20 protein-coding genes are annotated in these 24,750 nt (G+C 66.3%); 13 read left to right on the top strand and 7 right to left on the bottom strand.

Translation table 11 applies throughout. The features are described from left to right. Nucleotides 1-46 precede the first annotated feature (46 nt). Together ACR9YP_RS38530 and ACR9YP_RS38525 are read left to right on the top strand one after the other, a co-directional pair. Nucleotides 47-3,352, top strand: a complete 3,306-nt coding sequence (locus ACR9YP_RS38530; RefSeq protein WP_474218532.1) for an acetyl-CoA carboxylase family protein — start codon at nt 47-49, stop codon at nt 3,350-3,352. Between the two features lie 108 nt (nt 3,353-3,460). Then, nucleotides 3,461-5,323 carry a sigma-54-dependent Fis family transcriptional regulator gene (locus ACR9YP_RS38525; protein ID WP_474218531.1) on the top strand — a complete coding sequence of 621 codons (1,863 nt, stop codon included), beginning with the start codon at nt 3,461-3,463 and terminating at the stop codon, nt 5,321-5,323. Nucleotides 5,324-5,573: 250 nt separating this feature from the next. Here ACR9YP_RS38525 and ACR9YP_RS38520 read toward each other — a convergent pair whose 3' ends face one another. Continuing rightward, nucleotides 5,574-6,128: a flavin reductase family protein gene (locus tag ACR9YP_RS38520; protein ID WP_438110538.1), complete on the bottom strand. Its 555-nt coding sequence runs from the start codon at nt 6,126-6,128 to the stop codon at nt 5,574-5,576. Nucleotides 6,129-6,184: 56 nt separating this feature from the next. Further along, on the bottom strand, nt 6,185-7,282 hold the full coding sequence (locus ACR9YP_RS38515) for an LLM class flavin-dependent oxidoreductase (RefSeq protein ID WP_438104953.1): 1,098 nt from the start codon (nt 7,280-7,282) through the stop codon (nt 6,185-6,187). Between the two features lie 217 nt (nt 7,283-7,499). Here ACR9YP_RS38515 and ACR9YP_RS38510 point away from each other — a divergent pair, with 217 nt between their 5' ends. The 3 genes from ACR9YP_RS38510 to poxB all read left to right on the top strand — a co-directional run bounded on the left by ACR9YP_RS38510 (nt 7,500) and on the right by poxB (nt 10,904). Continuing rightward, nucleotides 7,500-8,414 (top strand): 2-dehydro-3-deoxygalactonokinase, encoded by a 915-nt coding sequence (locus ACR9YP_RS38510; protein WP_438104951.1) that lies wholly within the window; start codon nt 7,500-7,502, stop codon nt 8,412-8,414. A gap of 13 nt (nt 8,415-8,427) precedes the next feature. Next, entirely contained in the window at nt 8,428-9,060 is a 633-nt protein-coding gene (locus ACR9YP_RS38505) for a 2-dehydro-3-deoxy-6-phosphogalactonate aldolase (RefSeq protein WP_474218530.1), read from the top strand. Between the two features lie 107 nt (nt 9,061-9,167). Further along, nucleotides 9,168-10,904 carry a ubiquinone-dependent pyruvate dehydrogenase gene (poxB, locus tag ACR9YP_RS38500; protein ID WP_474218529.1) on the top strand — a complete coding sequence of 579 codons (1,737 nt, stop codon included), beginning with the start codon at nt 9,168-9,170 and terminating at the stop codon, nt 10,902-10,904. A gap of 207 nt (nt 10,905-11,111) precedes the next feature. Here the strand turns inward: poxB and ACR9YP_RS38495 are convergent, their stop codons facing one another. Together ACR9YP_RS38495 and ACR9YP_RS38490 are read right to left on the bottom strand one after the other, a co-directional pair. Beyond that, entirely contained in the window at nt 11,112-11,477 is a 366-nt protein-coding gene (locus tag ACR9YP_RS38495; protein ID WP_164939688.1) for a hypothetical protein, read from the bottom strand. A 67-nt stretch (nt 11,478-11,544) separates the two neighbouring features. Next, the gene (locus tag ACR9YP_RS38490; RefSeq protein ID WP_438104947.1) at nt 11,545-12,453 is read right to left on the bottom strand and encodes a PaaI family thioesterase; all 909 of its coding nucleotides are present in this window, start codon (nt 12,451-12,453) and stop codon (nt 11,545-11,547) included. A gap of 139 nt (nt 12,454-12,592) precedes the next feature. Between ACR9YP_RS38490 and ACR9YP_RS38485 the strand changes: the two genes are divergently transcribed. Then, nucleotides 12,593-12,913 (top strand): hypothetical protein, encoded by a 321-nt coding sequence (locus tag ACR9YP_RS38485; RefSeq protein WP_164934991.1) that lies wholly within the window; start codon nt 12,593-12,595, stop codon nt 12,911-12,913. Between the two features lie 39 nt (nt 12,914-12,952). On the opposite strand, the gene ACR9YP_RS38480 is transcribed toward ACR9YP_RS38485, so the two are convergent. Beyond that, a complete protein-coding gene (locus ACR9YP_RS38480; RefSeq protein WP_438104945.1) occupies nt 12,953-14,422 on the bottom strand; it encodes an amidase in 1,470 nt (489 codons plus the stop codon). A gap of 636 nt (nt 14,423-15,058) precedes the next feature. On the opposite strand from ACR9YP_RS38480, the gene ACR9YP_RS38475 reads away from it, so the two are divergent. The 4 genes from ACR9YP_RS38475 (at nt 15,059) to ACR9YP_RS38460 (ending at nt 20,097) form a co-directional block, all read left to right on the top strand. Beyond that, entirely contained in the window at nt 15,059-17,395 is a 2,337-nt protein-coding gene (locus ACR9YP_RS38475) for a Tex family protein (RefSeq protein ID WP_474218528.1), read from the top strand. A gap of 321 nt (nt 17,396-17,716) precedes the next feature. After that, nucleotides 17,717-18,238, top strand: coding sequence for a hypothetical protein (locus ACR9YP_RS38470; protein ID WP_438104942.1), 522 nt, complete (start codon nt 17,717-17,719; stop codon nt 18,236-18,238). 103 nt (nt 18,239-18,341) lie between these two features. Further along, a complete protein-coding gene (locus ACR9YP_RS38465; RefSeq protein ID WP_474218527.1) occupies nt 18,342-19,034 on the top strand; it encodes a response regulator transcription factor in 693 nt (230 codons plus the stop codon). Continuing rightward, a complete protein-coding gene (locus ACR9YP_RS38460) occupies nt 19,021-20,097 on the top strand; it encodes a sensor histidine kinase (protein WP_438104941.1) in 1,077 nt (358 codons plus the stop codon). Before ACR9YP_RS38465 ends, ACR9YP_RS38460 begins: the two co-directional genes overlap by 14 nt. Nucleotides 20,098-20,108: 11 nt before the next feature. Here ACR9YP_RS38460 and ACR9YP_RS38455 read toward each other — a convergent pair whose 3' ends face one another. Further along, nucleotides 20,109-20,480, bottom strand: a complete 372-nt coding sequence (locus ACR9YP_RS38455) for a response regulator transcription factor (RefSeq protein ID WP_091881117.1) — start codon at nt 20,478-20,480, stop codon at nt 20,109-20,111. Continuing rightward, nucleotides 20,477-21,343, bottom strand: a complete 867-nt coding sequence (locus ACR9YP_RS38450) for a S1C family serine protease (RefSeq protein WP_438104939.1) — start codon at nt 21,341-21,343, stop codon at nt 20,477-20,479. Before ACR9YP_RS38450 ends, ACR9YP_RS38455 begins: the two co-directional genes overlap by 4 nt. 199 nt (nt 21,344-21,542) lie before the next feature. Here ACR9YP_RS38450 and ACR9YP_RS38445 point away from each other — a divergent pair, with 199 nt between their 5' ends. The 3 genes from ACR9YP_RS38445 to ACR9YP_RS38435 all read left to right on the top strand — a co-directional run bounded on the left by ACR9YP_RS38445 (nt 21,543) and on the right by ACR9YP_RS38435 (nt 24,707). After that, the gene (locus ACR9YP_RS38445) at nt 21,543-22,508 is read left to right on the top strand and encodes a VOC family protein (protein WP_438104937.1); all 966 of its coding nucleotides are present in this window, start codon (nt 21,543-21,545) and stop codon (nt 22,506-22,508) included. A gap of 63 nt (nt 22,509-22,571) precedes the next feature. Beyond that, nucleotides 22,572-23,447, top strand: coding sequence for a dihydrodipicolinate synthase family protein (locus tag ACR9YP_RS38440; RefSeq protein ID WP_438104935.1), 876 nt, complete (start codon nt 22,572-22,574; stop codon nt 23,445-23,447). A gap of 174 nt (nt 23,448-23,621) precedes the next feature. Continuing rightward, a complete protein-coding gene (locus ACR9YP_RS38435; RefSeq protein ID WP_474221190.1) occupies nt 23,622-24,707 on the top strand; it encodes a S1C family serine protease in 1,086 nt (361 codons plus the stop codon). Nucleotides 24,708-24,750: the final 43 nt, after the last annotated feature.

Raw genomic sequence — 24,750 nt, 5'->3', positions numbered from 1 at the left:
GAACCTGCCGACCCGCGCCTGGCCTCGCGGGCATGGAGAGCGTTGCATGTCGTTCAAGAAGCTCCTGATCGCCAACCGCGGCGAGATCGCCATCCGCATCACGCGCGCCGCGGCCGATGCCGGCATCGCAACGGTTGCGATCCATCCCGCCGACGATGCGCTGTCGCTGCATGTGCGAGTTGCCGACGAGGCGGTCGAAATTCCCGGCCGCGGTGCGCGGGCCTATCTCGACATCGATGCGGTGGTGAAGGCGGCGAAAGCCGCCGGTTGCGATGCCGTGCATCCCGGCTACGGCTTTCTCAGCGAGAACGCCGCGTTCGCAAAAGCCTGCGCTGACGCAGGCATCGCTTTCGTCGGGCCGAAGCCCGCGGCGCTCGAGCTGTTCGGCGACAAGGTTGCGGCACGGCAACTGGCAAAACGCTGCGGTGTGCCGATCATCGCGGGCACCAGCGGGCCATCCTCGCTGGAGGAGATCACGGCGTTCTTCACCTCGCTCGGCGGCAAGGCGGCGATCGTGATCAAGGCGATGGCCGGCGGTGGCGGTCGCGGCATGCGTGTCGTGGAGGATGCCGCCGATCTCGCGGAAGCCTATGCGCGCTGCCAGTCGGAGGCGAAGGCGGCATTCGGCTTCGACGGCGTCTACGCCGAGCGGCTGATCCGGCAGGCGCGCCACATCGAGGTGCAGATCATCGGCGACCGCCACGGCGTGATCTCCCACCTCTGGGAGCGCGAATGCACCATCCAGCGTCGGCACCAGAAGCTGGTCGAGGTGGCCCCGAGCCCCTCGCTGAGCGATCCCTTGCGTGGCCGCATCATCGAGGCGGCGAAGCAACTCGCCGCGGCCGCCTCTTACGACAATCTCGGCACGTTCGAGTTCCTGGTCGATGGCAGCGCCGACGACAGTTTTGCCTTCATCGAGGCCAATCCGCGGCTTCAGGTCGAGCACACCGTGACCGAAGCGGTGCTCGGCCTCGACCTTGTTCGCGCCCAGCTCGCGGTCGCCGCAGGTGCGACGCTCGCGTCGATCGGCTTTGCGCAAGGGGATATTCCGAAGCCGCGCGGCCATGCGATGCAGGTGCGCGTCAACATGGAGACGCTCGACGAAACGGGGGCGACGCATCCGACCGGTGGTGTGCTCGCCGTGTTCGAGCCGCCGTCAGGACCCGGCGTTCGCGTCGATAGCTTTGGCTATGCCGGCTATAAGACCAGCGCGGCGTTCGACTCGCTGCTGGCCAAGGTCATTGTGCACACGCCGAGCGCGGCCTGGCACGACGTGGTCGCAAAAGCCTCGCGCGTCCTGCGCGAGTTCCGGATCGACGGCGTCGTCACCAACATCGCCTTCCTTCAGGCCGTGCTGGTGCATCCCGATTTCAGGACCAACCGCATCGCGACCGATTTCATCGATCGCAACATCGCAAAGCTCGTGGAAGCGGCCGATGGCGCCGCCAAGCCGCTCTACTTTGCTGCGACCGAGCGAAGCAGCGCTCACGGCACCGAGGCGCATGTCGCGCAAGCCGTACCCGAAGGCGCGGTGATGGTCGCGGCGCCCTTGCAAGGAACCATCGTCACTATCCAGGTGAAGGAAGGCGAGATCGTCCGCCCCGGCCAGCAGCTCGCCGTGATCGAGTCCATGAAGATGGAGCACCTGGTCATGGCCGAGCAGGGCGGCCGGGTCATGAAGCTCGTTGCCGGCGACGGCGTCACGCTGCTGCATGGCGAGCCGATCCTGTACCTGGAGCCGCTCGACGTCGCGGCTGATAGCGCGGCGGCGGAAGCCGATGTCGATCTCGATCACATCCGTCCCGATCTTGCCGAACTGATCGCCCGCCAGGCCAACACGCTCGATGCGAACCGGCCGGCCTCGGTCGAGCGCCGCCGCAACACCAACCAGCGCACCGCGCGCGAGAACGTCGCCCAGCTCGTCGATGCTGGCTCGTTCATGGAGTACGGCAGCCTCGCGATCGCGGCGCAGCGCCGCCGGCGCAAGCTCGACGACCTCATCAAGAACACGCCGGCCGACGGCCTCGTCATGGGCGTTGCGACCGTCAACGCCGAAAAGTTCGATCCCGAGAGCGCGCGCTGCATCGTTGTGGCCTACGACTACACCGTGCTCGCGGGCACGCAGGGCCACATGAACCACAAGAAGATCGACCGCATGCTGACGCTGGCGGAAGACTGGCGTGTGCCGCTGGTGTTCTACGCCGAGGGCGGCGGCGGTCGCCCCGGCGACACCGACCGGCTCGGCATGACCGGGCTGGACGGCCCGTCCTTCGTGCAGTTCGCAAGGCTGTCCGGCCTCGTGCCCGTGGTCGGCGTCGTCTCCGGCTATTGCTTCGCCGGCAATGCCGCGATGCTCGGCTGCTGCGATGTGATCATTGCCACCAAGAACGCCTCGATCGGCATGGGCGGCCCCGCCATGATCGAGGGCGGCGGGCTCGGCGTCTATCATCCTGCCGAGGTCGGCCCGGTCTCGTTCCAGTCCCCGAACGGCGTCATCGACATCCTCGTCGAGGACGAGGAGGAGGCGACGGCCGTCGCCCAGAAATACCTGTCTTATTTCCAGGGCGCGGTGACGGAGTGGCAGGCCGCCGACCAGCGCCTGCTCCGCCGCGCCATTCCCGAGAACCGTCTTCGCGTCTACGACATCCGCAGCGTGATCGACCTCGTCGCCGACAAGGACTCCGTGCTGGAGCTGCGCCGCGACTACGGCGTCGGCATGATCACCGTGCTGATCCGCATCGAAGGCAAGCCGTTCGGCCTGATCGCCAACAATCCGCGCCATCTCGGCGGGGCCATCGATGCCGATGCCGGCGACAAGGCCGCGCGCTTCCTTCAGCTCTGCGACGCCTTCGATCTGCCTATCGTCTCGCTCTGCGACACGCCTGGATTCATGGTCGGGCCGGAAGCGGAGAAGACCGCGATCGTGCGCCACGTCTCGCGCATGTTCGTGACCGGCGCCAGCCTCACCGTGCCGCTGTTCGGCATCGTGCTGCGCAAGGGTTATGGCCTCGGCGCGCAGTCGATGATCGGCGGCGGCTTCCACGCCTCGTTCTTCACCGCGGCCTGGCCGACCGGCGAGTTCGGTGGCATGGGGCTGGAGGGCTATGTCCGCCTCGGCTTCCGCAAGGAGATGGAGGCGATCGCCGATCCCGAGGAGCGCGAGACCTACTACCGCAACAAGGTCGCCGAGCTCTACGCCAACGGCAAGGCGGTGTCGATCGCTTCGGTGTTCGAGATCGACAACGTCATCGACCCCGCCGAGACGCGGCGCTGGATCATGGCGGGCCTGCGGTCGGTGCCGAAGCCGCCGGCGCGGACGGCGAAGAAGCGGCCGTGCATCGATACGTGGTGAGGGCGGTGCAGCAATTTTGACTGCGCCGCGTGCGTTCCCGGTTCCCGATTGACATCCCCGCCTGCGGTGCCAGACTTTGCACAATAATACAGGGTGGAGACGTCCGCGATGGCCAGCCTTTCGGCCTCGAACCATGTCGCCCGTGTCTTGTCCGTCGCCAATCACGTGGCCGACGTCGATGCCTCTTCGCGGATTGCCAATTCCTGGCGGCGCTGCCTGGTCAATCACAAGCTCGATCCGGCCCGCCGCGGGCCGCCCCAGACGTTGACCGAAGCCGAAATCCGGCATGCCGCCGAACCGATGGAGCAGCTGATCAGGCTCGCGACGCCGGAGCTCGAAAATCTCGCGCGGGTCCTGCGCGAGGCCGGCTATTGCGTCAATCTGGCAGACCCCAGCGCAACAGCTCTGCTCAGCTGGCTGCCGGGCGCCGCCGATGCCGACATCTTCCTGCACTGGGGGGTCTATACCGGCTCGAATTTCTCGGAAAGCTTCGAGGGGACCAATGGGCTCGGCACCGCGCTTGCGGAGGAGAAGCCGATCCTGGTGCATCGCGACGAACATTTTCGCGAGCAATGGGGCATCTTCTCCTGTGCGGTGGCGCCGCTGTTCGATTCCACCGGCCGCATCGCGGGTGCAGTGAACATCACCTCGTGCCGCGGCGATCTCAGCCGCACCGCGCATCAGCTTGCACTCGCAGTCACGATGGAGGCGACGCGCCGCATCGAAGGCGCGATCTTCCGCGATCACTTTCGTGACGCCTGGATCGCGCACGTGCCGGGAGGTGACGGCGGCAACGGCCTGCTCGCCTATGACGAGGACCGGCGCGTCGTCGGCGCCTGCCGTTCGGCGCGCGCCCTGCTCGGCCTCACCGATGGCACGATCGCATCCGGCATCGATCTGTCGCGCTACATCGAGGTCGACCGTCAGGGCGTGCGTGGCGCGGATGATGTTGTTGAGCCGCGCCGTGCCGACGGCGGTGCCGTGGGCCGGGGCCATGTCGCGCCACCGCTGCGCGCAAGGTCGACGCGCCCGCTTGCACCGCGCGGCGATGGCCCGGTCGATCGCTTCGTCATGTTGCACCGGCTTGCCGGTGGCGACCCCGGACTGATCAGAAGCGTGAAACGGCTGAGGCGCATCGGCGACCACAATCTGCCGGTGCTGCTGCATGGCGAGACCGGCGTCGGCAAGGACGTGTTCGCGCGCGCCATTCACGCCGCGAGCAGCCGCGCGCGCAACAATTATGTCGCGCTGAACTGCGCGGCGATGCCGGAAAGCCTGATCGACGCCGAGCTGTTCGGGTACGAGGCCGGGGCCTTCACCGGCGCGCGGCGCGAGGGCTCGAAGGGCCTGATCGTGCAGGCCGATGGCGGCACGCTGTTCCTTGACGAGATCGGCGACATGCCGGTCGCGCTCCAGACCCGCCTGCTGCGCGTGCTGGAAAACCGCGAGGTCTGGCCACTCGGTGCGCTCAAGCCTGTGGCCGTCGACATCCGCCTGATCAGCGCCACCCATCGCGATCTCGGCCGCATGGCCGAGGAGGGAGGCTTCCGCGCCGATCTCTATTTCCGCCTGCGCGGCATGGAGGTGCGATTACCGGCCTTGCGCGAGCGCGCCGACCGCGACGATGTCATCCGCCAGATCGCGCGCGAGGAGGCGCCGAACTGCCGCCTCGCGGAGGAAGCCTGGTCACATCTCGTGGCCTATCCGTTCCCCGGCAACATGCGCCAACTCCGCCATGTGCTGCGACTCGCCGGCTGCACGGCGGAAGACGGTGTCATCACCGATGCCGATCTCGATTTGCCGCCGTTCGGAAGGACGGAGCCGAATCTCGAAGCGGCCGAGCGCGCCACGATCGTCGACGCGTTGCGCAAGCACGGCGGCCGCGTCTCGGAAGCAGCACGCGCATTGAAACTCAGCCGCGCCACGCTGTATCGCAAGATCAAGCAGCTGAAGATCGAGACTGCGCAGTAGGCAGCTAACAGTTTGCGAAGCGGCGCTCTTTCTTCCCCCCTCCCCTTGTGGGAGAGGGTGGCTCGCCGCGCAGCGGCGAGACGGGTGAGGGGTCTCTCTCCGCGAGTCCAATTCTCGTTTCAATACGCGGATAGATACCCCTCATCCGGCGCCATAGCCGATGGGGAGCATCGGCGTTCTCAAGGACGGCGGCCGAAGGCCGCCTATGCCACCTTCTCCCACAAGGGGAGAAGGGAAGAGGGCAGCGCCCTTACGAAAAATCCGTCCAGCTCAGATGCCGCGAATCGAGGTCGCCGACTGTAACTGTCTCGCGGATTTCGTGGGGTGTATGAAAACTGCTGCGCAAGTACACCAGCGGCGTGGCCGTCGCCGCATGCGACACGCCGCGTACTTCGCCGACGAAGATCGAATGCGTCTTGGTCTCGAACTCCTGCGCCAGCACGCAATCGAATGCCGCGACCGCGTCCGTCAGCACCGGCGCGCCGGTGGTGCCGCGCGTCCATTGTCCGAATGCGAAGCGGTCGTCGCCGTTGACGCCTTTCTGGCCGCTGAAAGTCAGCGCCAGCAGGGCGTGATCCTCGTGCAGGAAGTTGATCGCAAAGGCGCCTTCCTCGCGGATGCGCCCATGCGCGCTGGCGTTGCGGTTGACGCAGACGATCAGCGAGGGCGGATTGTCGGAGAGCGAGCAGGCCGAGGTCACGGTCAGTCCGGTGCGCTTGCCGTGCTCGGCGCCAACCGTCACCAGCGCGACCGCGCCGGCGCAATGGCGCATCGCCTGCTTGAAATCCTTGGCGTCGACCGTCACGCGGAAATCTCCGAAATGATGCAGGTGCGGCACGATCGCGCCGCACCCGCTGTGGGTCAAGCTGCCTTCTTCGCGGAGCCGAGATGCGCCAGGCGCGGCATCACCTCGTTCTTCAGCAGCGACAGCGAGTGGTGCCAGGCTTCCGCCTTGTGCTTGTAGTCGAAGCCGAACACCAGGAGCACGCCGAAGCCGCCGACCTCGTCGTAGATCTTCTCGATTTTTTCGGCGACAGTCGCGGGCGAGCCGACGATCCAGTTCCGCTTGGCGCAATATTCGACCGTGACGTCGCTATCGGGCACGTCGGGCGCGTGCTTGAGATAGTCCTTGAAGCCGAAATGGCCAAGCAGCGGCAGAAAGTACTCGTGCATCATCCGGCCCATCATGTCGCCGGTCGAGAGCCTCCACGCCTCTTCATCGGTGTCGGCGACGAACACCTCGCGCACCAGCCGCCAGTCCTGCCGGTTTGGTTTGCGTCCGGTCTTGGCGGCGCCGATCTCCACGGAGTCCCAGTGGCTGCCAACATAAGCCGGATTGAGGTTGAGGCTCATCGGAATGAAGCCGCGCTCGCCGGCGAGCTTCAATGTGTCCGAATTCTTGGAGAGCCCGGCGACGCCGATCGGCGGATGCGGCGCCTGCAGCGGCTTGATGTGGGGCTTGAGGAAGTCGAACATCGTGCCCGGCTTGGTCACCGTCCAGAACTTGCCCTTATGGGTGAAGGGCGCAGGTTCAGTCCACAGCTTCAGGATGATCTCCAGCGCTTCGCGAGTCATGTCGCGGTTCTGCCCGCTCATGCCGTCGACGTTGAACATCGCCCAGTCGCTCGGCAGCCCGCTCGCCGCGACGCCGAAATTGAGCCGGCCCTCGGAGAGATGGTCCAGCATCGCGACGCGGTTGGCGAGCTCGGCCGGGTGGTGATAGGGCAAGAGGAAGCCGCCGGGTCCGATGCGAAGCTTCTTGGTCTGCATCAGCGCCTGCGCAATCAGGAGGTCCGGCGTGGGGTTGGGTTCCCAGGGCGCGGTGTGGTGCTCGCCGACCCAGGCTTCCTGATAGCCGAGCTCGTCGAGCCAGCGCATGACCTGCAAGTCCCAGTCGTTCCCTTCCTTCAGGCCGCACTCCGGCGGATGCGAAGGCATCGTGAAATAACCGATCTCCATGGTTTCCTCATCTGATGTTGACGCGTCTTGTTGCGCGGTTCACGGACGTGAGTGGGGACGCTTCAGCAAGCGGTGTGCCAGCACGGGCGGCGCCGCAGACCTGCGAGAAAAGGCTGGTTTACGGCGGCAATAGCCGATATCCCGAGACGGATTTGCAAGGCGCTGTCTCATTGTCGCGAGACGGCGTCTTGGCCGTGAGACGAGGACGAGAATTGAGATGACCGAACCCGCCTATGCCGCGGTGGACTGGGGCACCAGCAGCTTCCGGCTCTGGCTGATCGATCGTGCCGGCCAGGTGCTGGCGGAACGCCGCAGCGGCGAGGGCATGCTGGCTGCGGCCAAGACCGGTTTTCCCGCCGTACTGCATTCGCATCTTGCGGCGGTTGAAGCTCCGGATCATCTGCCGGTTCTCGTCTGCGGCATGGCCGGCGCCAAAACGGGCTGGGTCGAGGCTGGCTATGTCGACACGCCGGCGCCACTTGCTGCCATCTTGAAACAGGCCGCGCTTGTGCCGGGCGAGGCACGCGATATCCGCATCCTGCCGGGCATCGCGCAGCGCGATGCAAACGCGCCGGACGTCATGCGCGGCGAGGAGACGCAATTGCTCGGTGCGCTCGGCCTCGATGCCGCCGGCGAGGCCCTGGTCTGCATGCCCGGCACGCATTCGAAATGGGTCCGCGTGAAGGATGGCATTGTCGAGCACTTTTCGACGTTCATGACCGGCGAGCTCTTCAGTGTCGTCTCGCGCGAGACCATCCTGTCGCTCGCGGTCGCCGGCGCCGATGACGCCGAGGATGTCGCAAGCTTCAGGGCGGCAGTAATTGCAGCGTTCAAGACGCCGGCCTTCGCCGCCAATCTTCTGTTCACCGCGCGGTCGCGGCAGCTCTTGTTCGGCGGCACGCCGGCCGCAGCGCGCGAAGCGCTGTCGGGCACGTTGATTGGCGTCGAGCTGGCGGCAGGGCTCTCCGGTACCCTACCGAAAGCAGGCGTCATGTTGCTCGCATCGGGTCGCCTTGCAACGCTATACCGGCTGGCTTTCGACGCACTGTCGGTCACCGTGCAGCCGATCGATGCCGATGAAGCCGTCCGCCGCGGTTTGTCGATGGCGGCTGCGGCGATCTGGACGAAATAGAAGGACTCTTGAGATGAGCGTTCCCTTTCCGCCGATGAAGCGTCCGCTGGTCGCGATCCTGCGCGGCGTCAAGCCAGAGGAAGCCGAGGCGATCGTCAGCGTGCTGATCGAGGCCGGCATGACCGCGATCGAGATCCCGCTGAACTCGCCCGATCCGTTCCGCTCGATCGGCACCGCCGTGAAGCTTGCGCCGGCCGGCGTGCTGATCGGCGCCGGCACGGTGCTGACGGCTCAGGATGTCGATCGTCTCAACGACGTCGGCGGCAAGCTCATGGTTTCGCCGAATGTCGATACCGCGGTGCTGGCGCGCGCGCACCAGCAAGGCATGGTGACGATGCCGGGCGTGTTCTCGCCGACCGAGGCACTGCTGGCGGCGCGCTCCGGCGCCTCGAGCCTGAAGTTCTTTCCGGCGAGCGTGCTCGGCGCGTCCGGCATTGCGGCGATCCGCGCCGTGCTGCGGGCCGGCGTGATGATCGCCGCCGTCGGCGGTGTCTCCGATCAGAATTTTGCCGAGTACATCAAGGGCGGCGTGACGGCGTTCGGGCTCGGCTCCAGCCTCTACAAGCCCGGCATGTCGGCCGCCGATGTCGCGGCGCGCGCGAAGGCGACGATCACAGCCTACGATCGGGCGATTGTGAAAGAGTGAGCCGGAACAGATACGCGGTGATCGTGTCATAGCTTATTGTGCCTCACGGCATCGCAATCGATGCCTGCGCATCGTGTGCATGTGATTGGCTGAAGCAGGAGACCGACATGGCGATCAACAACGTGGCCGATCTGTTCGTGGCAACGCTCGAACAGGCCGGCGTCAAGCGCATCTACGGCATCGTCGGCGACAGCCTGAACGCATTTACCGAGGCGCTGCGCCGTCGCGGCGCCATCGAGTGGATCCATGTCCGGCACGAAGAGGTCGCGGCGTTCGCCGCCGCCGGCGAAGCCGAGATGACGGGAAGCCTTGCGGTGTGTGCCGGCTCCTGCGGCCCGGGCAATCTGCATCTGATCAACGGCCTGTTCGACGCGCATCGCAGCCGCGTTCCTGTGCTCGCAATCGCGGCGCAGATCCCGTCAGCCGAGATCGGCGGCGGCTATTTCCAGGAAACGCATCCGCAAAACCTGTTCCGCGAGTGCAGCCATTATTGCGAGCTGGTCTCCGACCCGAGCCAGCTTCCTTACGTGCTGGAGAATGCAATCCGTGCCGCGGTGGGCCTGCGCGGTGTCGCCGTCGTCGCCATGCCCGGCGATGTCGCTTTCCGCAGCCCGCCGAAGCGCGCGCTGTCGACGACGCGCGGGCTCGCGCTGGCAGCGCCGAAGGTCATGCCGCAGGCCGATGAGTTGAAGGCGCTCGCGGATCTCCTGAACGGCGCCGAGCGCATCACGCTGTTCTGCGGCCGCGGCTGCGCCGGCGCGCACGCGCCGCTGATGCAGCTTGCGGAGACCCTGAAGAGCCCGATCGTGCATGCGCTCGGCGGCAAGGAGCATGTCGAACACGACAACCCCTACGACGTCGGCATGACCGGCTTCATCGGCTTCTCCTCGGGCTATGCGGCGATGCACGCCTGCGACGCGCTGGTGATGCTCGGCACAGATTTCCCCTACAAGCAGTTCTTTCCGACCGACTGTCAGATCGCGCAGATCGACATCAGGCCGGAAAATCTGGGACGGCGCTGCAAGATCGATCTTGGCCTCGTCGGCGACGTCAAGCTCACGATCGAGGCGCTGCTGCCGCTGCTCAAGACCAAAACGCAGCGCAAGCATCTCGACGATGCTATCGCGCACTACAAGAAGGCCCGCGAAGGGCTGGACTCGCTTGCGAAGGGCACACCCGGCAGCAAGCCGATCCATCCGCAGTATCTTGCAAAAGTCAACAGCGACCATGCGACCGACGACGCCGTGTTCACCGCCGATGTCGGCACGCCTACGGTGTGGGCCGCGCGCTATCTCGACATGAACGGCCGCCGCCGTCTGATCGGCTCCTTCGTGCACGGCTCGATGGCCAACGCCATGCCGCAGGCGATCGGCGCGCAGGCTGCACAGCCCGGCCGCCAGGTGATCTCGCTGTCGGGCGACGGCGGCTTCACCATGCTGATGGGCGACCTGATCACGCTGACGCAGATGAAGCTGCCGGTGAAGGTGATCGTGTTCAACAACGGCGTGCTCGGCTTCGTCGCGCTGGAGATGAAGGCCGCGGGCTTCGTCGACACCAATGTCGATCTGGAGAATCCCGATTTCGCCGCGATGGCGCGTGCGATGGGCGTCTTTGCGAAGCGCGTCGAGGATCCGGGCGAACTCCCGGGCGCGATGAAGGAGGTTCTGGCCCATAACGGGCCGGCGCTGCTCGACGTCGTCACCGCCAAGCAGGAGCTGTCGATGCCGCCGACCATCACGCCGGAGCAGATCAAGGGTTTCAGCCTCTGGGTGCTGCGCGCCGTGATGAACGGCCGCGGCGACGAAGTGCTCGACCTCGCGAAGACGAACCTGCTGCCGCGCTGAAGTGCGGCGAAGTTGGGTAAGCAAATGCGAGCCACGAACGCGGTTCACCTCTCCCGAAGGGAGAGGTCGGATCGCATCGAAAGATGCGATCCGGGTGAGGGGCTACAGTCTCATCGTTTGCTGCGGCCCCTCACCCGGATTGCACTGACGCTCCGCATCGCCAGGCGCAATCCGACCTCTCCCCGTCGGGGAGAGGTGGGAATCGCGCTAGCCCCGCTTCATCGAGGGCGCGGGCATCCGCTCGTGGCGGCGCTGGAAGCGCTGCCAGTGCAGCACGATGCCGATCAGCAGCGCCGGCACGAAGCCGAGCATGATCAGGAAATGCGGCAGCTCCTTCGGCGAGATGAAGGCAATCGCGATGTCCGAGATCAGCCAGAGCGCCGCGAACATCACCGCAAAATCCGTACGCGGGCAGCGCAGGTAGTAGAACACGGCGGTGACGACGATGGCGGGCCCGATCGCAATGGCGATCATCACCGCCGTCAGCTCCTTCGGCGTCAGCGCGTCGAGCACCATCGAGGCCAGCAGCCAGAGTGCGGCGAACATGGCGACGATGTCGAGCGGGTGCCGCAAATCAATACCTCTCGCCGGGAACGCGCTATCGTTGTGTCCTGCGCCCCGCCCGTCAAGTAAAATACGCCTATTCCTCGTCACTTCCAGGCGTCGGCCGCAACATGAAATGACCGAAGGCCGTGGCGATCGGCTTGTTCGCATCGTCCTGCCAGGCCCGCGCCTCGAAGGCGACGATGCGCCGGCCCTGCTTCACGATCGAGACGTTGGCAAAGGTGTCGAGCGCACGGCCGGAGCGCAGATAGTTGACGGTGAGGCCGATCGGTTTGGGTGGCGCGGCGGTGCCGAGCTCGCGCGCCACCCCGACGATCGCGGTGGTCTCCAGGAAAGCGCCGGTCATGCCGCCATGGATCGCGGGCAGGATCGGATTGCCGATGATCTTCGGCGAGAACGGCATCGTCAGCGTGCCGTCGTCGTTGACGCGAATGCCGAGGCAGCGCGCGAACGGGCTATTCGCGAACGGGCCATCCGGATCCTCCGGCGCCTCCAGCGTCGGGATGCTGCGCGCATCCATCCTGCGGTCGGCGAGCATGTTGGTGCGGTTGGCGCCGATCATGAAGCAGGCCGTCGCGGTCGCGACCGGATCGTCCTCGGACTCCTGATAGGCGGTAGAGCGAACAAAGGCGATCGAGCGCGTGGTGCGATAGCAGACCGAATGCGCCTTGATGTCGAGGCCGGGCGTCGCCGGCTTCTGATAGTCGATACGCAGGTCGAGCGTCGCGATCGCGCGCGTACCGTCGAGCGCGAGCTGCACCGCCATGCCGCAGCTCTCGTCCAGCATCGCGGTGACGACGCCACCGTGCAACACGCCGGTCTCGGTGTCGCCGACGAAGACGGGACGGTAGGGCAGGCTGGACCAGGCTTCGCCGGGTGCGAAGCGGTCGAGCTGGAGCCCGCTGATATGGCCGTAGTCGGAGCGCCGGCCCTGGATGGCCTCGGCGAGTTCCTCGAAGGGGAGTGTGGTCGGTAGAGTGGACATGATGACGTTCTAGACCAGCGCCGGGCGCCGCAAAACCCCGAATAGGCGCCGCCGGTCTGCCTCGGGCGGTTTGGCCTCGACAGGGCGGGCCGAAGCGACGATGGTGGGTGCTTCGTTCGACTAGCCGTAAGGAGCGCCCATGACCGACCCCGAAACGCCCTCGACCGCCCAGGGGCCCGTCACCATTTCGACCTCCAGCTCGGAGCGGGCGCCGATCATCTATTTCGACGGCGCCTCCTGCTTCGGTCACCACAACGGTGCGATCCAGATCGAGCTCGCCGCGAACCTCCTGATGCCGGTCGGCGCCGCCGTCAGGGTCGACGTGGTCCAGACCGCGCACTTGCGTTGCAGCGTGGCCGCCGCGCTGGCGCTGCGCGAAGCGCTGGACAAGGCGCTGGCGATGTACAAGCAGGGCCAGCAGCAGCCACCGACGGAAGAGATCCCCGCGGTGAAGAATTGAGGCCGAAGCGCGATCGCCTGTCAGCGCAATCGCAGCTTCTCAGCCCACATGCACCTTCGGCTTCTTGCCGCCGTTCCACTTGCCGTCGAGCGCGCGCTCGATCTGGGCGGCGAGTTGCAGCAAGAGGCCGTCATTGGCCTGCTTCGCGATCGCCTGGATGCCGAGCGGCAGGCCGTGCTCGTGGGTCGCCATCGGCAGCGAGATCGCCGGCATGCCGCAGAGATTGGCGAGCGGCGTGAAGGCGAAATTGCGCCAGAGATTGCCGAACCAGTCGAGCACATCGGGATTATCGGAGATCGTGAGATATTCCTTGGTGCCGACCTTCGGCGTCGGCAGCGCGGTGACCGGCGTCAGGATCACGTCCCACTGCTCGAAGAAGGCGCCGAAGCCGCGCGAGGTCGTGTTGAACACGCCTTGCATCTTCGCGCGCTCGGCAAAGCTCGTGTGCCGGCCGGCTTCCCAGATGCGGATGTTCATGGGCTCGATCAGGTCTTCCGGCGGCGTCGTTAGCCCGCGCGCGGCGAGCATGTTGGAGATCACCACCGCAAAGTTGGAGATGTAGCAGGTGGTCTGCGCCGCGAACGCGCCGCGGAAGTCGAGTTCGGGCAGGGCGTAATCGACGTGATGGCCGAGGCCTTCGAGGAAGCGGCCGGTCTTCTCCAGCTCAGCTGCGATGTGCGGCGTCGCAGTGTAGTCGCCCCAGGTGTGCGACAGCGCGATCCGGAGCTTGCCGGGATCGCGCTTGATCATCTCGCAATAGGGCTGCGCCGTGGTCCAGAACGGCATGAACTCGCCGGGCGCCGGTCCCCTTGCGTGATCGACGAAGGCAGCGGTGTCGCGCACCGAGCGCGACTGGCAGCCCTGGATCGAGACAAGGCCGGTGAGATCGGACATGTGCGGGGCGAGCGAGAACACGCCGCGCGAGACCTTTAGCCCGATATTGCCGTTGACGCCGGCGGGAATGCGGATCGAACCGCCGCCATCGGTTGCATGCGCGATCGGCACCACGCCGGCCGCGACCATCGCGGCACTGCCGGCCGACGAGCCGCAGGTGGTGTAGTCGGTATTCCAGGGATTGCGCGTGACATAGACGGCGGGATTGTCGGCCGAGCTGCACACGCCGAATTCCGGCGTCGTGGTGCGTCCGATCAGGTTGAGGCCAGCATGGCGGAATTTGCCGGTCAGGAAGGTATCGGCGGCCGCGCGATTGCCGCGCATCAGGAGCGAGCCCATCTCCTGCAGCCGGCCCTTCATGGTCGGTCCCAGATCCTTCATCAGGAAGGGCAGGCCTGCGAACGGGCCGGAGAGGTTGGCCCCGTCCTTGGCGGGATCGGCGATCACGTCATCGAACAGCTCGACCACGCCCGACAGCGCCGGATTGACCTTGGCGACGCCGGCGGCGGCCTGCCGCGCCAGTTCCTTCGCCGTCAGCTCGCCGTTGCGGACGCGGGCGGCCAGCGCCACGCCGTCGTGCTGCGCCCATTCATTCCAGCTCATCGGCAAAGTCATGTAGTCAAAATCCCCTTGATGCGGCGTCACCTTCCTTTCGCAAGGAACCGCGTGAATCAACCGAGCTGGCGCGAGGGGCAGGGTTGCGTGGGGCGGAGAGGTCGGGGACGCAGAGCTGCCGGCTGTATCAATCCGACAGTCGCGCGATCGCTGCAACCGGCCCGCCGCCGGACACCGTAGCCCGCGGGCTCAATGGAGCATGTCCCTCGCTCCGTCATTGCGAGCCACCGGGTCCGCGCGAAGCGCGGCCCGATGACAGGCTCCGCGAAGCAATCCAGAGTCTCCCCGCGGTCGGATTCTGGATTGCTTCGTCGCATCAGCGCAAAATTGCTCTGCAATTTTGTCGCGAGCTCCTCGCAATGACGGCGTGGAGAGAGCGGGCGCCGCACTCCGCTCTCGTGCCCCGGACGCAGCGCCGCATCGCTTGCGCGCTGCAGCGCGTCCGGGACACGAGAGCACAGCACGAACACGTCGTCCTCCCCACGATTGTGGCGAGATCGCATCGGTTCAACAAAAAATCCTCTGTCGACGGCCATCCGCCACACCTTGATGAATCAACCCCGGCTGGTCCATAAGCGGCGTCCCGTGGCCGGTGGTTCGCCGCTGCGTCGCGTGCTTGGATAGAGGGATTCTCGCGTGGCAAATATCTACCAGAAGATTGCGCAGGAGCTTGGGGTTCGCGCCGAGCAGGTCGAGGCGGCGGTGACGCTGCTCGACGGCGGCGCCACGGTTCCCTTCATCGCCCGCTACCGCAAGGAAGCGACCGGTGCGCTCGACGACGCGCAATTGCGCACCCTGGAGGAGCGCCTGGTTTACCTGCGTGAGCTCGAAGACCGCCGCAAGGCCATCCTCGAATCGGTCCGCGAGCAGGGCAAGCTCGACGCGGCTCTCGAAGCCAGCATTCTCGCCGCCGACAGCAAGGCACGCCTCGAAGACATCTATCTGCCGTTCAAGCCGAAGCGCCGCACCAAGGCCGAGATCGCCAAGGAAGCCGGCCTCGAGCCGCTCGCCAATCAGCTGATGGCGGAGCCTGGCAACGATCCCAAGGTCGTGGCCGAGGCCTTCATCAACGCCGAGAAGGGCGTTGCCGATGCCGCAGCCGCTCTCGACGGCGCCCGCGCCATCCTGGTCGAGCGTTTCGACGAGGACGCCGACCTGATCGGCGCTCTGCGCGAGGAGATGTGGACCAATGCACGCATGGCCTCCAAGGTGCGCGACGGCAAGAAGACCGAGGGCGAGAAGTTCGCCGACTATTTCGATTTCTCCGAGCCGCTGACGAAGCTGCCCTCGCACCGCATCCTCGCGATGTTCCGCGGCGAGAAGGAAGAGATCCTCGATCTGCAGATACAGGCCGAGGCCGAGGCGCCGCCGCCCGGCGTGCCGAGCGCCTATGAGTTGAAGATCATGAAGCGGTTCGGCATTGCCGATCTCAAGCGCGCCGGCGACCGCTGGCTGATCGACACCGTGCGCTGGGCCTGGCGTACAAAAATCCAGGTCCATCTCAACATCGACCTGCGCATGCGGCTGTGGAACTCGGCCGAGACCGAGGCCGTGCGCGTGTTCGCCTCCAATCTGCGCGATCTCTTGCTGGCGGCGCCCGCCGGCACCCGCGTCACCATGGGGCTCGATCCCGGCTACCGCACCGGTGTCAAGGTCGCCGTGATCGATGCCACCGGCAAGGTGGTCGACACCACCGCGATCTATCCGCACGAGCCGCAGCGGCAATGGAACGAGTCGCTGGCGACCCTTGGCAGGCTTGCGCTGAAGCACCGCGTCGAGCTGATCGCGATCGGCAACGGCACCGCCTCGCGCGAGACCGACAAGCTCGCGGCCGACCTCGTCAAGGGTCTCCCCGAACTGAAGATGACCAAGATCGTGGTGTCCGAAGCCGGCGCGTCGGTCTATTCGGCCTCGGCTTTCGCCTCGGAGGAATTGCCGGGTCTCGACGTCACCCTGCGCGGCGCGGTCTCGATCGCGCGGCGGCTCCAGGATCCGCTCGCCGAGCTGGTCAAGATCGAGCCCAAGGCGATCGGCGTCGGCCAGTATCAGCACGACCTCGGCCAGGCCAAGCTCGCAAAATCGCTCGATGCCGTCGTGGAAGACTGCGTGAATGCCGTCGGCGTCGACGTCAACACCGCCTCCGCGCCGCTGCTGGCGCGCGTATCCGGCGTCGGCGCAGGCCTTGCGCAAAGCATTGTGGCGCACCGCGACGCCAACGGCCCGTTCAAGTCGCGCAAGGTGCTCAAGGACGTGCCGCGGCTCGGGCCGAAGGCATTCGAGCAGTGCGCGGGCTTCCTGCGCATCCTCGGCGGCGAGGATCCGCTCGACGCCTCCGGCGTGCATCCGGAAGCCTATCCGGTGGTGCGCCGGATTCTCGCGGCGACCAAGAGCGACATCAAGGCGCTGATCGGCAGCAGCGAGATCGTGCGTACGCTCAAGCCGAAGGATTTCGTCGACGAGACCTTCGGTCTGCCGACCGTCACCGACATCCTGCGCGAGCTCGAAAAGCCCGGTCGCGACCCGCGCCCGGCGTTCAAGGCCGCAGTGTTCAAGGAAGGCGTCGAGGAGATCAAGGATCTCAAGAAGGGCATGATCCTGGAGGGCACCGTGACCAACGTCGCCGCCTTCGGCGCCTTCGTCGACATTGGCGTGCACCAGGACGGCCTCGTGCACATCTCGGCGATGTCGAAGAATTACATCAAGGATCCGCGCGAGGTGGTGAAGCCCGGCGACATCGTCAAGGTGAAGGTGCTGGACTTCGAGGTCGCCCGCAAGCGCATCTCGCTGACGCTGCGGCTGGATGACGAGGTCGGCGCCAAGAAGGACGCGCCCGGCATGCAGCGCGACAACAATTCGCGCAACAGCGCACGCATGACCTCGTCGGCCCCGCGCAAGCAGGAATCCTCCGGCGGCGGCGCGCTTGCGGAGGCGTTGCGGCGTGCAGCCGAGAAGAGCGGCGGCAAGCGGGTGTGACTCTTAACCCCTCCCCGCCCTTTGCGGGGAGAGGTCGGATCGCGTCAGCGATCCGGGTGAGGGGCAGGGCACTATGGTGCCGAGACGGGAATCCATCCGACTCGTCGGATATCCGGCTCATAACTCAAATCGAATTTGCCGAAGCACCCCTCACCCCACCCTCTCCCCGTAAGAACGGGGAGAGGGAGTGACAGAGCGCCGCCTCCCTGACACCCGCGTCAGAATCTGGCGCATTTGTAAGTTGATGGGGACAGCACATTCGCTTCTCCTGATCCTCCTCGTGCAGCGGGACTAGCGCTGCACTGCAAGGAGGATCTTCCGATGAAGAACAGGCTTCTCACAGGGCTCGTCGCAGCGGCAGTGGCTGCGACGCTGGCGGCTGCGGCGCCCGCTCTCGCGCGCGGCGGTTTTGGCGGTGGCGGCCACGGCGGGTTTGGCGGCGGGCATTTCGGTGGTGGCGGCATGCACGCCGGCGGCATGGGCGGTGGCATGCATGTCGGCGGTATGGGCGGCGGCATGCGAGTGGGTGGCATGGGCGGAGCTCATTTCGGTGGCGCCCGCTTCGCCGGTTCCCCGATGGCCGCTCACGCGGCGATCGGGCCGCGCTTTGCCGGTGCGCCGCTCGCGACCCGCGCCGCCTTCGGCCCGCGGTTTGCCGGCACGGGCTGGCACGGCAGGCATTTCGTTGGCCGGCATGCTTTCTTCTTCCGGCATCATCGCTTCCACCGCTTCGCCTTCATTGGCGCGCCGTTCGTCTATGCCAACTATTACAACGACGGCTGCTGGCGCAGGAGCTGGACGCCCTATGGGTGGCAATGGGTCAATGTGTGCGGAGACTATTGATAGTCGCATCGCCGTACCGCACCATTGTCGCGGTCGCCACCGGGCAGTTCCGCTCAGCCCCGGGACGGGATAGTCTGGTGGCGATCGTCGCGCGGAGTTCGTCATGACCGGAGGTCACCGCCGCATCCTGGTCGTCGAGGACGATCCGGAAACCGCAGGCCAGCTCGTCGAGGAACTGACGACCTCCGGCTACGAGGTCGATCTCGCAGCTAACGGGTGCGAGGCCCTGAGCCATGGCGCCGCGCGCGATTATGCCGTGATCACCATCGACCGCATGCTGCCCGATATCGACGGCATCACCGTGATGCGGCAGCTGCGCGACGAGGGCATTGCTGCGCCGTTCCTGATCATCTCCGCGCTCGGCGAGGTGGATGATCGCGTGCGTGGCCTGCGCGCCGGCGGCGACGATTATCTCGTCAAGCCGTTCTCGTTCGTCGAGCTGCTCGCACGGCTGGAGGCGCTCGGCCGCCGCAGCGAGACCATTGCCAAGGAAACGCTGATTCGGGTTGGCGATCTCGCCATCGATCTGATCGCGCGCAGTGCCAGCCGCCGCGGCCGCAAGATCCCGCTGCTGCCGCGCGAGTTTCAACTGCTCGAATATCTCGTCCGTAACGAAGGCCGCGTCGTCTCCCGCGCAATGCTGCTCCAGCACGTCTGGGACCTGCATTTCGATCCCTCCACCAACATCATCGACGTCTATGTCGGACGGGTCCGCCGCAAGGTCGACGATGCCCAGGACTATCCGCTGATCCACACCATCCGCGGCATCGGATATTGCCTCCGTGCTCCTGGCTAAGACGCTCCGCTCCTCGACCTTCCGTCTGGCGCTGATCGCGATCGCGGCGTTCGGGCTGATCGTCGCGGCCATCATGGCGTATGTCTATTTCGGCACGCTCGCCTATGTGAAGAGTAGGCTCGGCACCGTCGGCGATCATGACGGCTTCACCGGCATGATCGAGCTCGCGATGGCCGCGGTCGCCGTGCTGCTTCTGGTGCTCGCCGGGCTCGCGGCGGTGCTGGTGACACGGCGCACGGTCGGGCGGATCGAGCAGATCAACGCCACCAGCCGCGCCATCATGCTCGCCGGCCTCGACCAGCGCATTCCCTTGCGCGGCAGCAACGACGAATGGGACCGCGTCGCGGAAAACCTCAACCAGATGCTCGACCGCATCGAGACGCTGATGGGCGAAGTCAAGCAGGTCAGCGACAACGTCGCCCACGATCTGCGCACTCCCCTGACGCGCATGCGTGGCCGGCTGGAGAAGGCCTATCACGCCCCGCGCAACAGCGAGGCGGACGCGGCGCTGATCGGCGACACCATCGCCGATCTCGACGCCGTGCTCGGCATGTTCGCCTCCATCACGCGGATCTCGGAGATCGAGACCCGCGCCCGCACCGGCGCTTTCCGTGCGCTCGACCTCGCCGAGATCGCCGGTGAGGTCGTTGAGCTCTACGATGCCGCGGCCGAGCAGGTTGCTACAAAGCTCAGCCTCGCCAGCGACCGCGAGGTGCCGGTGACCGGCGACCGCGACCTCTTGTTCGATGCCATCGCCAATCTCGTCGACAACGCGATCAAGCACGGCCGCAAAGGCGGGCAAGTGACCGTCACCTGCCGCAGCGCCGATGGCTGTGCGGTGATCGCGATCGCCGACGACGGTCCGGGCATTCCCACTGGGGAGCGCGATCACGTATTCAAGCGCTTCTACCGGCTCGAACAGAGCCGCTATACGCCGGGCAATGGCCTCGGCCTCAGTCTCGTCGCCGCGGTCGCGCGCCTCCATGGCGCCGAGATCGCGCTGCACGACAATGTGCCGGGCCTCACCGTCCGGCTCAGCTTTAAGGCGGCATCAACGACGTGAATCGGACGGCATCAGAGCTCGATCACGCCGCGGCGCGCCGCATGCGCGACCGCGTCGGTGCGGCCGGTGGCATCCAGCTTGTCGAGCAGCGAGCCGACATGAAATTTCACGGTGTGCACGGAGATACCAAGCTGGCGCGCGATCATCTTGTTGGAGGATCCCTCGGCCATCAGCGCCAGCACGTCGAGCTCGCGCTGGGTCAGCGCGATGTCGCCGGGCATGATGCGCGGATCGCGGGCGACAACCGTCGCCGCGGCGGCTTCGCCAGGCGCGGCGAGGCGAAGTCCGGCGACGTTGCCGAGCAGCTTGGCGAGGCGATCGGCAAGGGCAGGGTCGTCGATCTCCAGGGCGAGCACGATCTCCGGCGCGTTGTCCTCGCTCACGCCTCTGGCCTCTCGCCGATCGTGACCTTGAAGCTGACCGGCTCGCCACCGCGGCGCGCCGCGATATCGACCACCGTGCCGACGCTCGAAGGTCCCAGCGTTCGCGACAGCGCGCGCACGCCGGACAGTTTCTGGTCGTTCACCGCCACGATCACGTCGCCCTGGCGGATTCCGGCCGCGGCCGACGGCCCGGCCTTGTCGACATTCATCACCATCGCGCCGATCCCGTCGTCGAGCCGCACCGGCTGGAGCCCGAGGCCGAGATAGCCGCGCGCGATGCGGCCGCGCGCCTCGAGCTGGGGAGCGACGCGCTCGATCGTCGCACTCGGGATCACCAGCACCCGCCGCGGTCCGAGCACGGCCATGCCGAAGGCTTCGCCCGATGCATCGAGTGCAAGGCCGCCCTGCTGGCTGCCGCGCAGGCCGACGTCGAGCTCGATCCGCGCATCGATGTCGCCGCCGCGCAGGCTGCGCCAACTCTTGCCCGACGCCGATACCATCCCGAGCGCCGCACTCGGCGTATCGCGGTTGGTTGCGACGACGATCGACAGCGTACCTAGCGCAGGGATCGCTGTGGTCAGCTTGACCGGGGCAATGGCGGCATCGATGCGTAGCAGCGCTATATCGGTCGTGTGGTCGCGTCCGGCGACCGCGGCGGCCACTCGGCTGCCGTCGGGAAGGCCGATCTCGACCGAGCCCTCGTCGGCCAGCGCCTCGTCGGCGGTGACGATCAGACCAGGCTTCCAGACAAAGCCGGTCGCGCGGGAGCGATGCGAATGCACGGAGACGACGGACGGCGCGGTGCGCGCCACCACGTCCGCGAGCGCGGACGATAACGAAGACAGAGGAGTGGGGTCGGTCATGGCAGGCTCCTATAGCTGTCCTCAATCTGGGACGTCACAGCCATTTGCGAAACTGGCCGGGTGGCCAGGACATATGGGACGGCCAGGCCTCCGCAGCGCCGGCCGACGAACATGTGATTGGGAGCCGCTCACGGGAACGTGTAGCAATCGGCCTGACATTGCGCCGTACGGCCTCAACCATTTCCGCGAGCCCTGACCGATGACCATCGATCTCACCCGCCGCACCCTGCTTCAACTTGCCGGCGCGACCTCGCTCGCAATGGCGGCCGCAGCCGCGGCGCGCGCCGAAGGCAGTGCGCAGGGCGGCGGGCCGACCTATGCCAGCCGTACGCCGATGCGGGTCGGCATGGTGACGCTCCGGGTCAAGAACCTCGACAAGGTCGCCGACTACTATCGTGACGTGCTCGGGCTCACCGTAATGGAGCGCTCGGCGGCCGCAGCCAGTCTCGGCACGGCCGGCATCACGCTGCTCGTGCTGGAAACCCGGCCCGAAGCCGCCATCGAGCCGCGCAACGCCGCCGGCCTCTACCACACCGCTTTCCTGATGCCGACACGGAAGGATCTCGCGCGCTGGTTGGTAGCAGCCGCCGCGCATCGCGTGCCGCTGACGGGCTTTGCCGATCACCTCGTCAGCGAATCCGTCTATCTCGACGATCCCGAAGGCAACGGCATCGAAGTCTATGCCGACCGCGATCCCTCGCAATGGCAATGGAGCGAGGGCAGCGTGAAGATGGCGACCGACGAGCTCAACATCCCCGATCTCTTGTCGCTCACCAATACGCGCGTGGCCGATTATGCCAGGGCGCCGGACGGAATGCGTATCGGTCACATGCATTTGCGTGTCGGCGATCTCGCGCAGGCCGAGAGCTTCTATCACGGCACCATCGGCCTCGACCCGACCCGCCGCCGCAATGGCGCCGCGTTCCTGTCGTCCGGCCGTTATCATCATCACCTCGGCATGAACGTCTGGCAGAGCCAGGGCGCCGGCCAACGCGACGATCAGGCGACGGGTCTCGCCTGGTTCTCGCTGGTCATGGAAAAGCAGGAACTGCTTGCCGCACAGGAGGAGCGCCTGCGCAAGAGCGGCGCGCAGGTCACAGCGCTCGGGAGCGGCCTGGAAGCCGTCGATCCCTGGGGCACGCGGGTGCGGCTTCTCAGGGTTTGATCGCGGCTACGCGCGTTGGTAATACCGGTCTGGCGTAAACCAGCTTCCGGGGTACACTCCGACATGGCCGATTTCCACGGCGTCTTTCCTTATCTCGTCTCGCCCGTCGACGCCGATGGCACGGTGCGCAGCGAAGTTCTCAGCACGCTCTGCGACGATCTGATCGACGCCGGCGTGCATGGCCTGACGCCGCTGGGCTCGACCGGCGAGTTCGCCTATCTCAACGCCGCTCAGCGCATGGCGATCGTGCAGACCACGATCGAGGCGGCCAACGGCCGCGTGCCTGTTGTCGCGGGTGTCGCCTCCACCTCGATGGCGGATGCGGTGGCGCAGGCGAAAGCGTACCAGAAGCTCGGTGCCGACGGCATCCTGGCGATTTTGGAAGCCTACTTTCCGCTCGCCGATGCGCAGGTCGAATCCTATTTCCGCGCCATCGCCGATGCCGTGGACATCCCCGTCGTCATCTACACCAATCCGCAATTCCAGCGCTCCGATCTCACCCTCGATGTCATCGCACGTCTCGCCGAGCATCCGCGCATCGGCTACATCAAGGACGCCTCGACCAACACCGGGCGGCTGCTCTCGATCATGAACCGCTGCGGCGATGGCTTGCGCGTGTTCTCGGCCTCCGCCCACATTCCGGCCGCGGTGATGCTGATCGGCGGCCGCGGCTGGATGGCGGGCCCAGCCTGCATCATCCCGCGCCAGAGCGTTGCGCTTTACGACCTCTGCAAGGCCGGCCGCTGGGACGAGGCTATAGTGCTGCAGCGCCGGCTGTGGCGGATCAACGAGGCCTTCGCCCGCTTCAATCTCGCCGCCTGCATCAAGGCGGGGCTTTCGATCCAGGGCTACGACGTCGGCGATCCCGTCCCGCCTCAGGCCGCGCTGACGGCCGAGCAGCGGGGGATCGTGGAAGCGGCGTTGCGGGAGTTGGCATAGCCGATTGTCACGCGGCAATATGTCCTCGGCCGCCCTGCCGAAAGCAAAGCCGTTCCCTATCTGCCTTGATCAGGAAACTTCCAGCCGCTTGCGACGTTGCTGCGTGAGCGAGGTCCGCCATCTCATGCATGTGCATTTCGAACACTGCTTTCAGCACACACCGCGGTGATCGCCATGAATCGTCGATACGGAATTGCCGCGGCAGCTCTTGCCGCTCTGCTGCTCGTAATTACTGCTGCGAAAATCCAGCATGCGCCGTGGACCACTCCCACTGCGCGAGCCGTCGAGCAGCGCGGGCCGCTGTCCGAGGCTGAAAAGGCCACGATCGACATCTTCGAGCGCGTGTCTCCTTCGGTTGTCCAGGTGGCGGCGAGATCGGCGGCCAATCCTCTCATGGGTGAGGAAAGCCAGGGCGGCGCTTCCGGCACGGGATTCGTCTGGGACCGCGAGGGTCACCTCGTGACGAACAATCATGTCGTGGCCAATGGCGGCGAGATCGCCGTGCGCTTTGCGTCGGGAGAGGTGGCCCAGGTGGACCTTATCGGCACGGCCCCCAATTACGATCTTGCGGTCCTGCGAATCCGGAGCGTGCGCGAACTCCCTCCGCCGGTGGCGCTCGGCAGTTCGAGCGACCTGAAGGTCGGGCAATCCGCCTTTGCGATCGGCAATCCCTTCGGGCTCGATCAATCGATGACCAGCGGCATCATCAGTGCCCTCAAGCGCAGGCTTCCGACCCATGGCGGCCGGGAGATTGCCAATGTGATCCAGACTGATGCCGCGATTAACCCAGGCAATTCAGGCGGGCCGCTGCTGGATTCCGCAGGCCGCCTGATTGGCGTCACGACGGCGATCATCTCACCGTCCGGCTCGAACGCCGGCATCGGGTTCGCGGTGCCGGTCGATGTCGTGAACCGGATTGTCCCTGAGCTCATTCGCAACGGCCGGGTGCCAACGCCCGGCATCGGCATCGTCGCCGCCAGCGAGGATGTTTCGACGCGGCTTGGCGTCGAAGGGGTGATCGTGGTGCGGACGGCCCCCGGCAGCCCTGCCGAACGGGCAGGGATTCGCGGTGTCAACTTATCGACCGGAGCGGTCGGAGACATCATCACCGCGGTCGAAGGCAAGCCGGTGCGGCGCCTCGCCGACTTGTCCGATGCGCTGGAGCAGGCTGGGGCCGGGAAGACCGTCCGCCTCACTGTCAAGCGCGGCTCGGATACCCGCGACGTGAATGTGGGCATCATCGACATCGAGCGTTCCTGACCTCGCAATCTGCGCGACCAAAAGGGGCGTGGCACGCAATGCT

Source organism: Bradyrhizobium sp. BR14999 (assembly GCF_056106085.1).
This window is presented reverse-complemented; position numbering and strand designations above follow the sequence as displayed.

Excerpts from the sequence above, each read along its gene's own strand:
- ACR9YP_RS38530 (WP_474218532.1), top strand. The coding sequence starts at position 47 with ATGTCGTTCAAGAAGCTCCTGATCGCCAACCGCGGCGAGATCGCCATC.
- ACR9YP_RS38525 (WP_474218531.1), top strand. The coding sequence starts at position 3,461 with ATGGCCAGCCTTTCGGCCTCGAACCATGTCGCCCGTGTCTTGTCCGTC.
- ACR9YP_RS38515 (WP_438104953.1), bottom strand. The coding sequence starts at position 7,282 with ATGGAGATCGGTTATTTCACGATGCCTTCGCATCCGCCGGAGTGCGGC.
- ACR9YP_RS38510 (WP_438104951.1), top strand. The coding sequence starts at position 7,500 with ATGACCGAACCCGCCTATGCCGCGGTGGACTGGGGCACCAGCAGCTTC.
- ACR9YP_RS38505 (WP_474218530.1), top strand. The coding sequence starts at position 8,428 with ATGAGCGTTCCCTTTCCGCCGATGAAGCGTCCGCTGGTCGCGATCCTG.
- poxB (WP_474218529.1), top strand. The coding sequence starts at position 9,168 with ATGGCGATCAACAACGTGGCCGATCTGTTCGTGGCAACGCTCGAACAG.
- ACR9YP_RS38490 (WP_438104947.1), bottom strand. The coding sequence starts at position 12,453 with ATGTCCACTCTACCGACCACACTCCCCTTCGAGGAACTCGCCGAGGCC.
- ACR9YP_RS38485 (WP_164934991.1), top strand. The coding sequence starts at position 12,593 with ATGACCGACCCCGAAACGCCCTCGACCGCCCAGGGGCCCGTCACCATT.
- ACR9YP_RS38480 (WP_438104945.1), bottom strand. The coding sequence starts at position 14,422 with ATGACTTTGCCGATGAGCTGGAATGAATGGGCGCAGCACGACGGCGTG.
- ACR9YP_RS38470 (WP_438104942.1), top strand. The coding sequence starts at position 17,717 with ATGAAGAACAGGCTTCTCACAGGGCTCGTCGCAGCGGCAGTGGCTGCG.
- ACR9YP_RS38465 (WP_474218527.1), top strand. The coding sequence starts at position 18,342 with ATGACCGGAGGTCACCGCCGCATCCTGGTCGTCGAGGACGATCCGGAA.
- ACR9YP_RS38450 (WP_438104939.1), bottom strand. The coding sequence starts at position 21,343 with ATGACCGACCCCACTCCTCTGTCTTCGTTATCGTCCGCGCTCGCGGAC.
- ACR9YP_RS38445 (WP_438104937.1), top strand. The coding sequence starts at position 21,543 with ATGACCATCGATCTCACCCGCCGCACCCTGCTTCAACTTGCCGGCGCG.
- ACR9YP_RS38440 (WP_438104935.1), top strand. The coding sequence starts at position 22,572 with ATGGCCGATTTCCACGGCGTCTTTCCTTATCTCGTCTCGCCCGTCGAC.
- ACR9YP_RS38435 (WP_474221190.1), top strand. The coding sequence starts at position 23,622 with ATGAATCGTCGATACGGAATTGCCGCGGCAGCTCTTGCCGCTCTGCTG.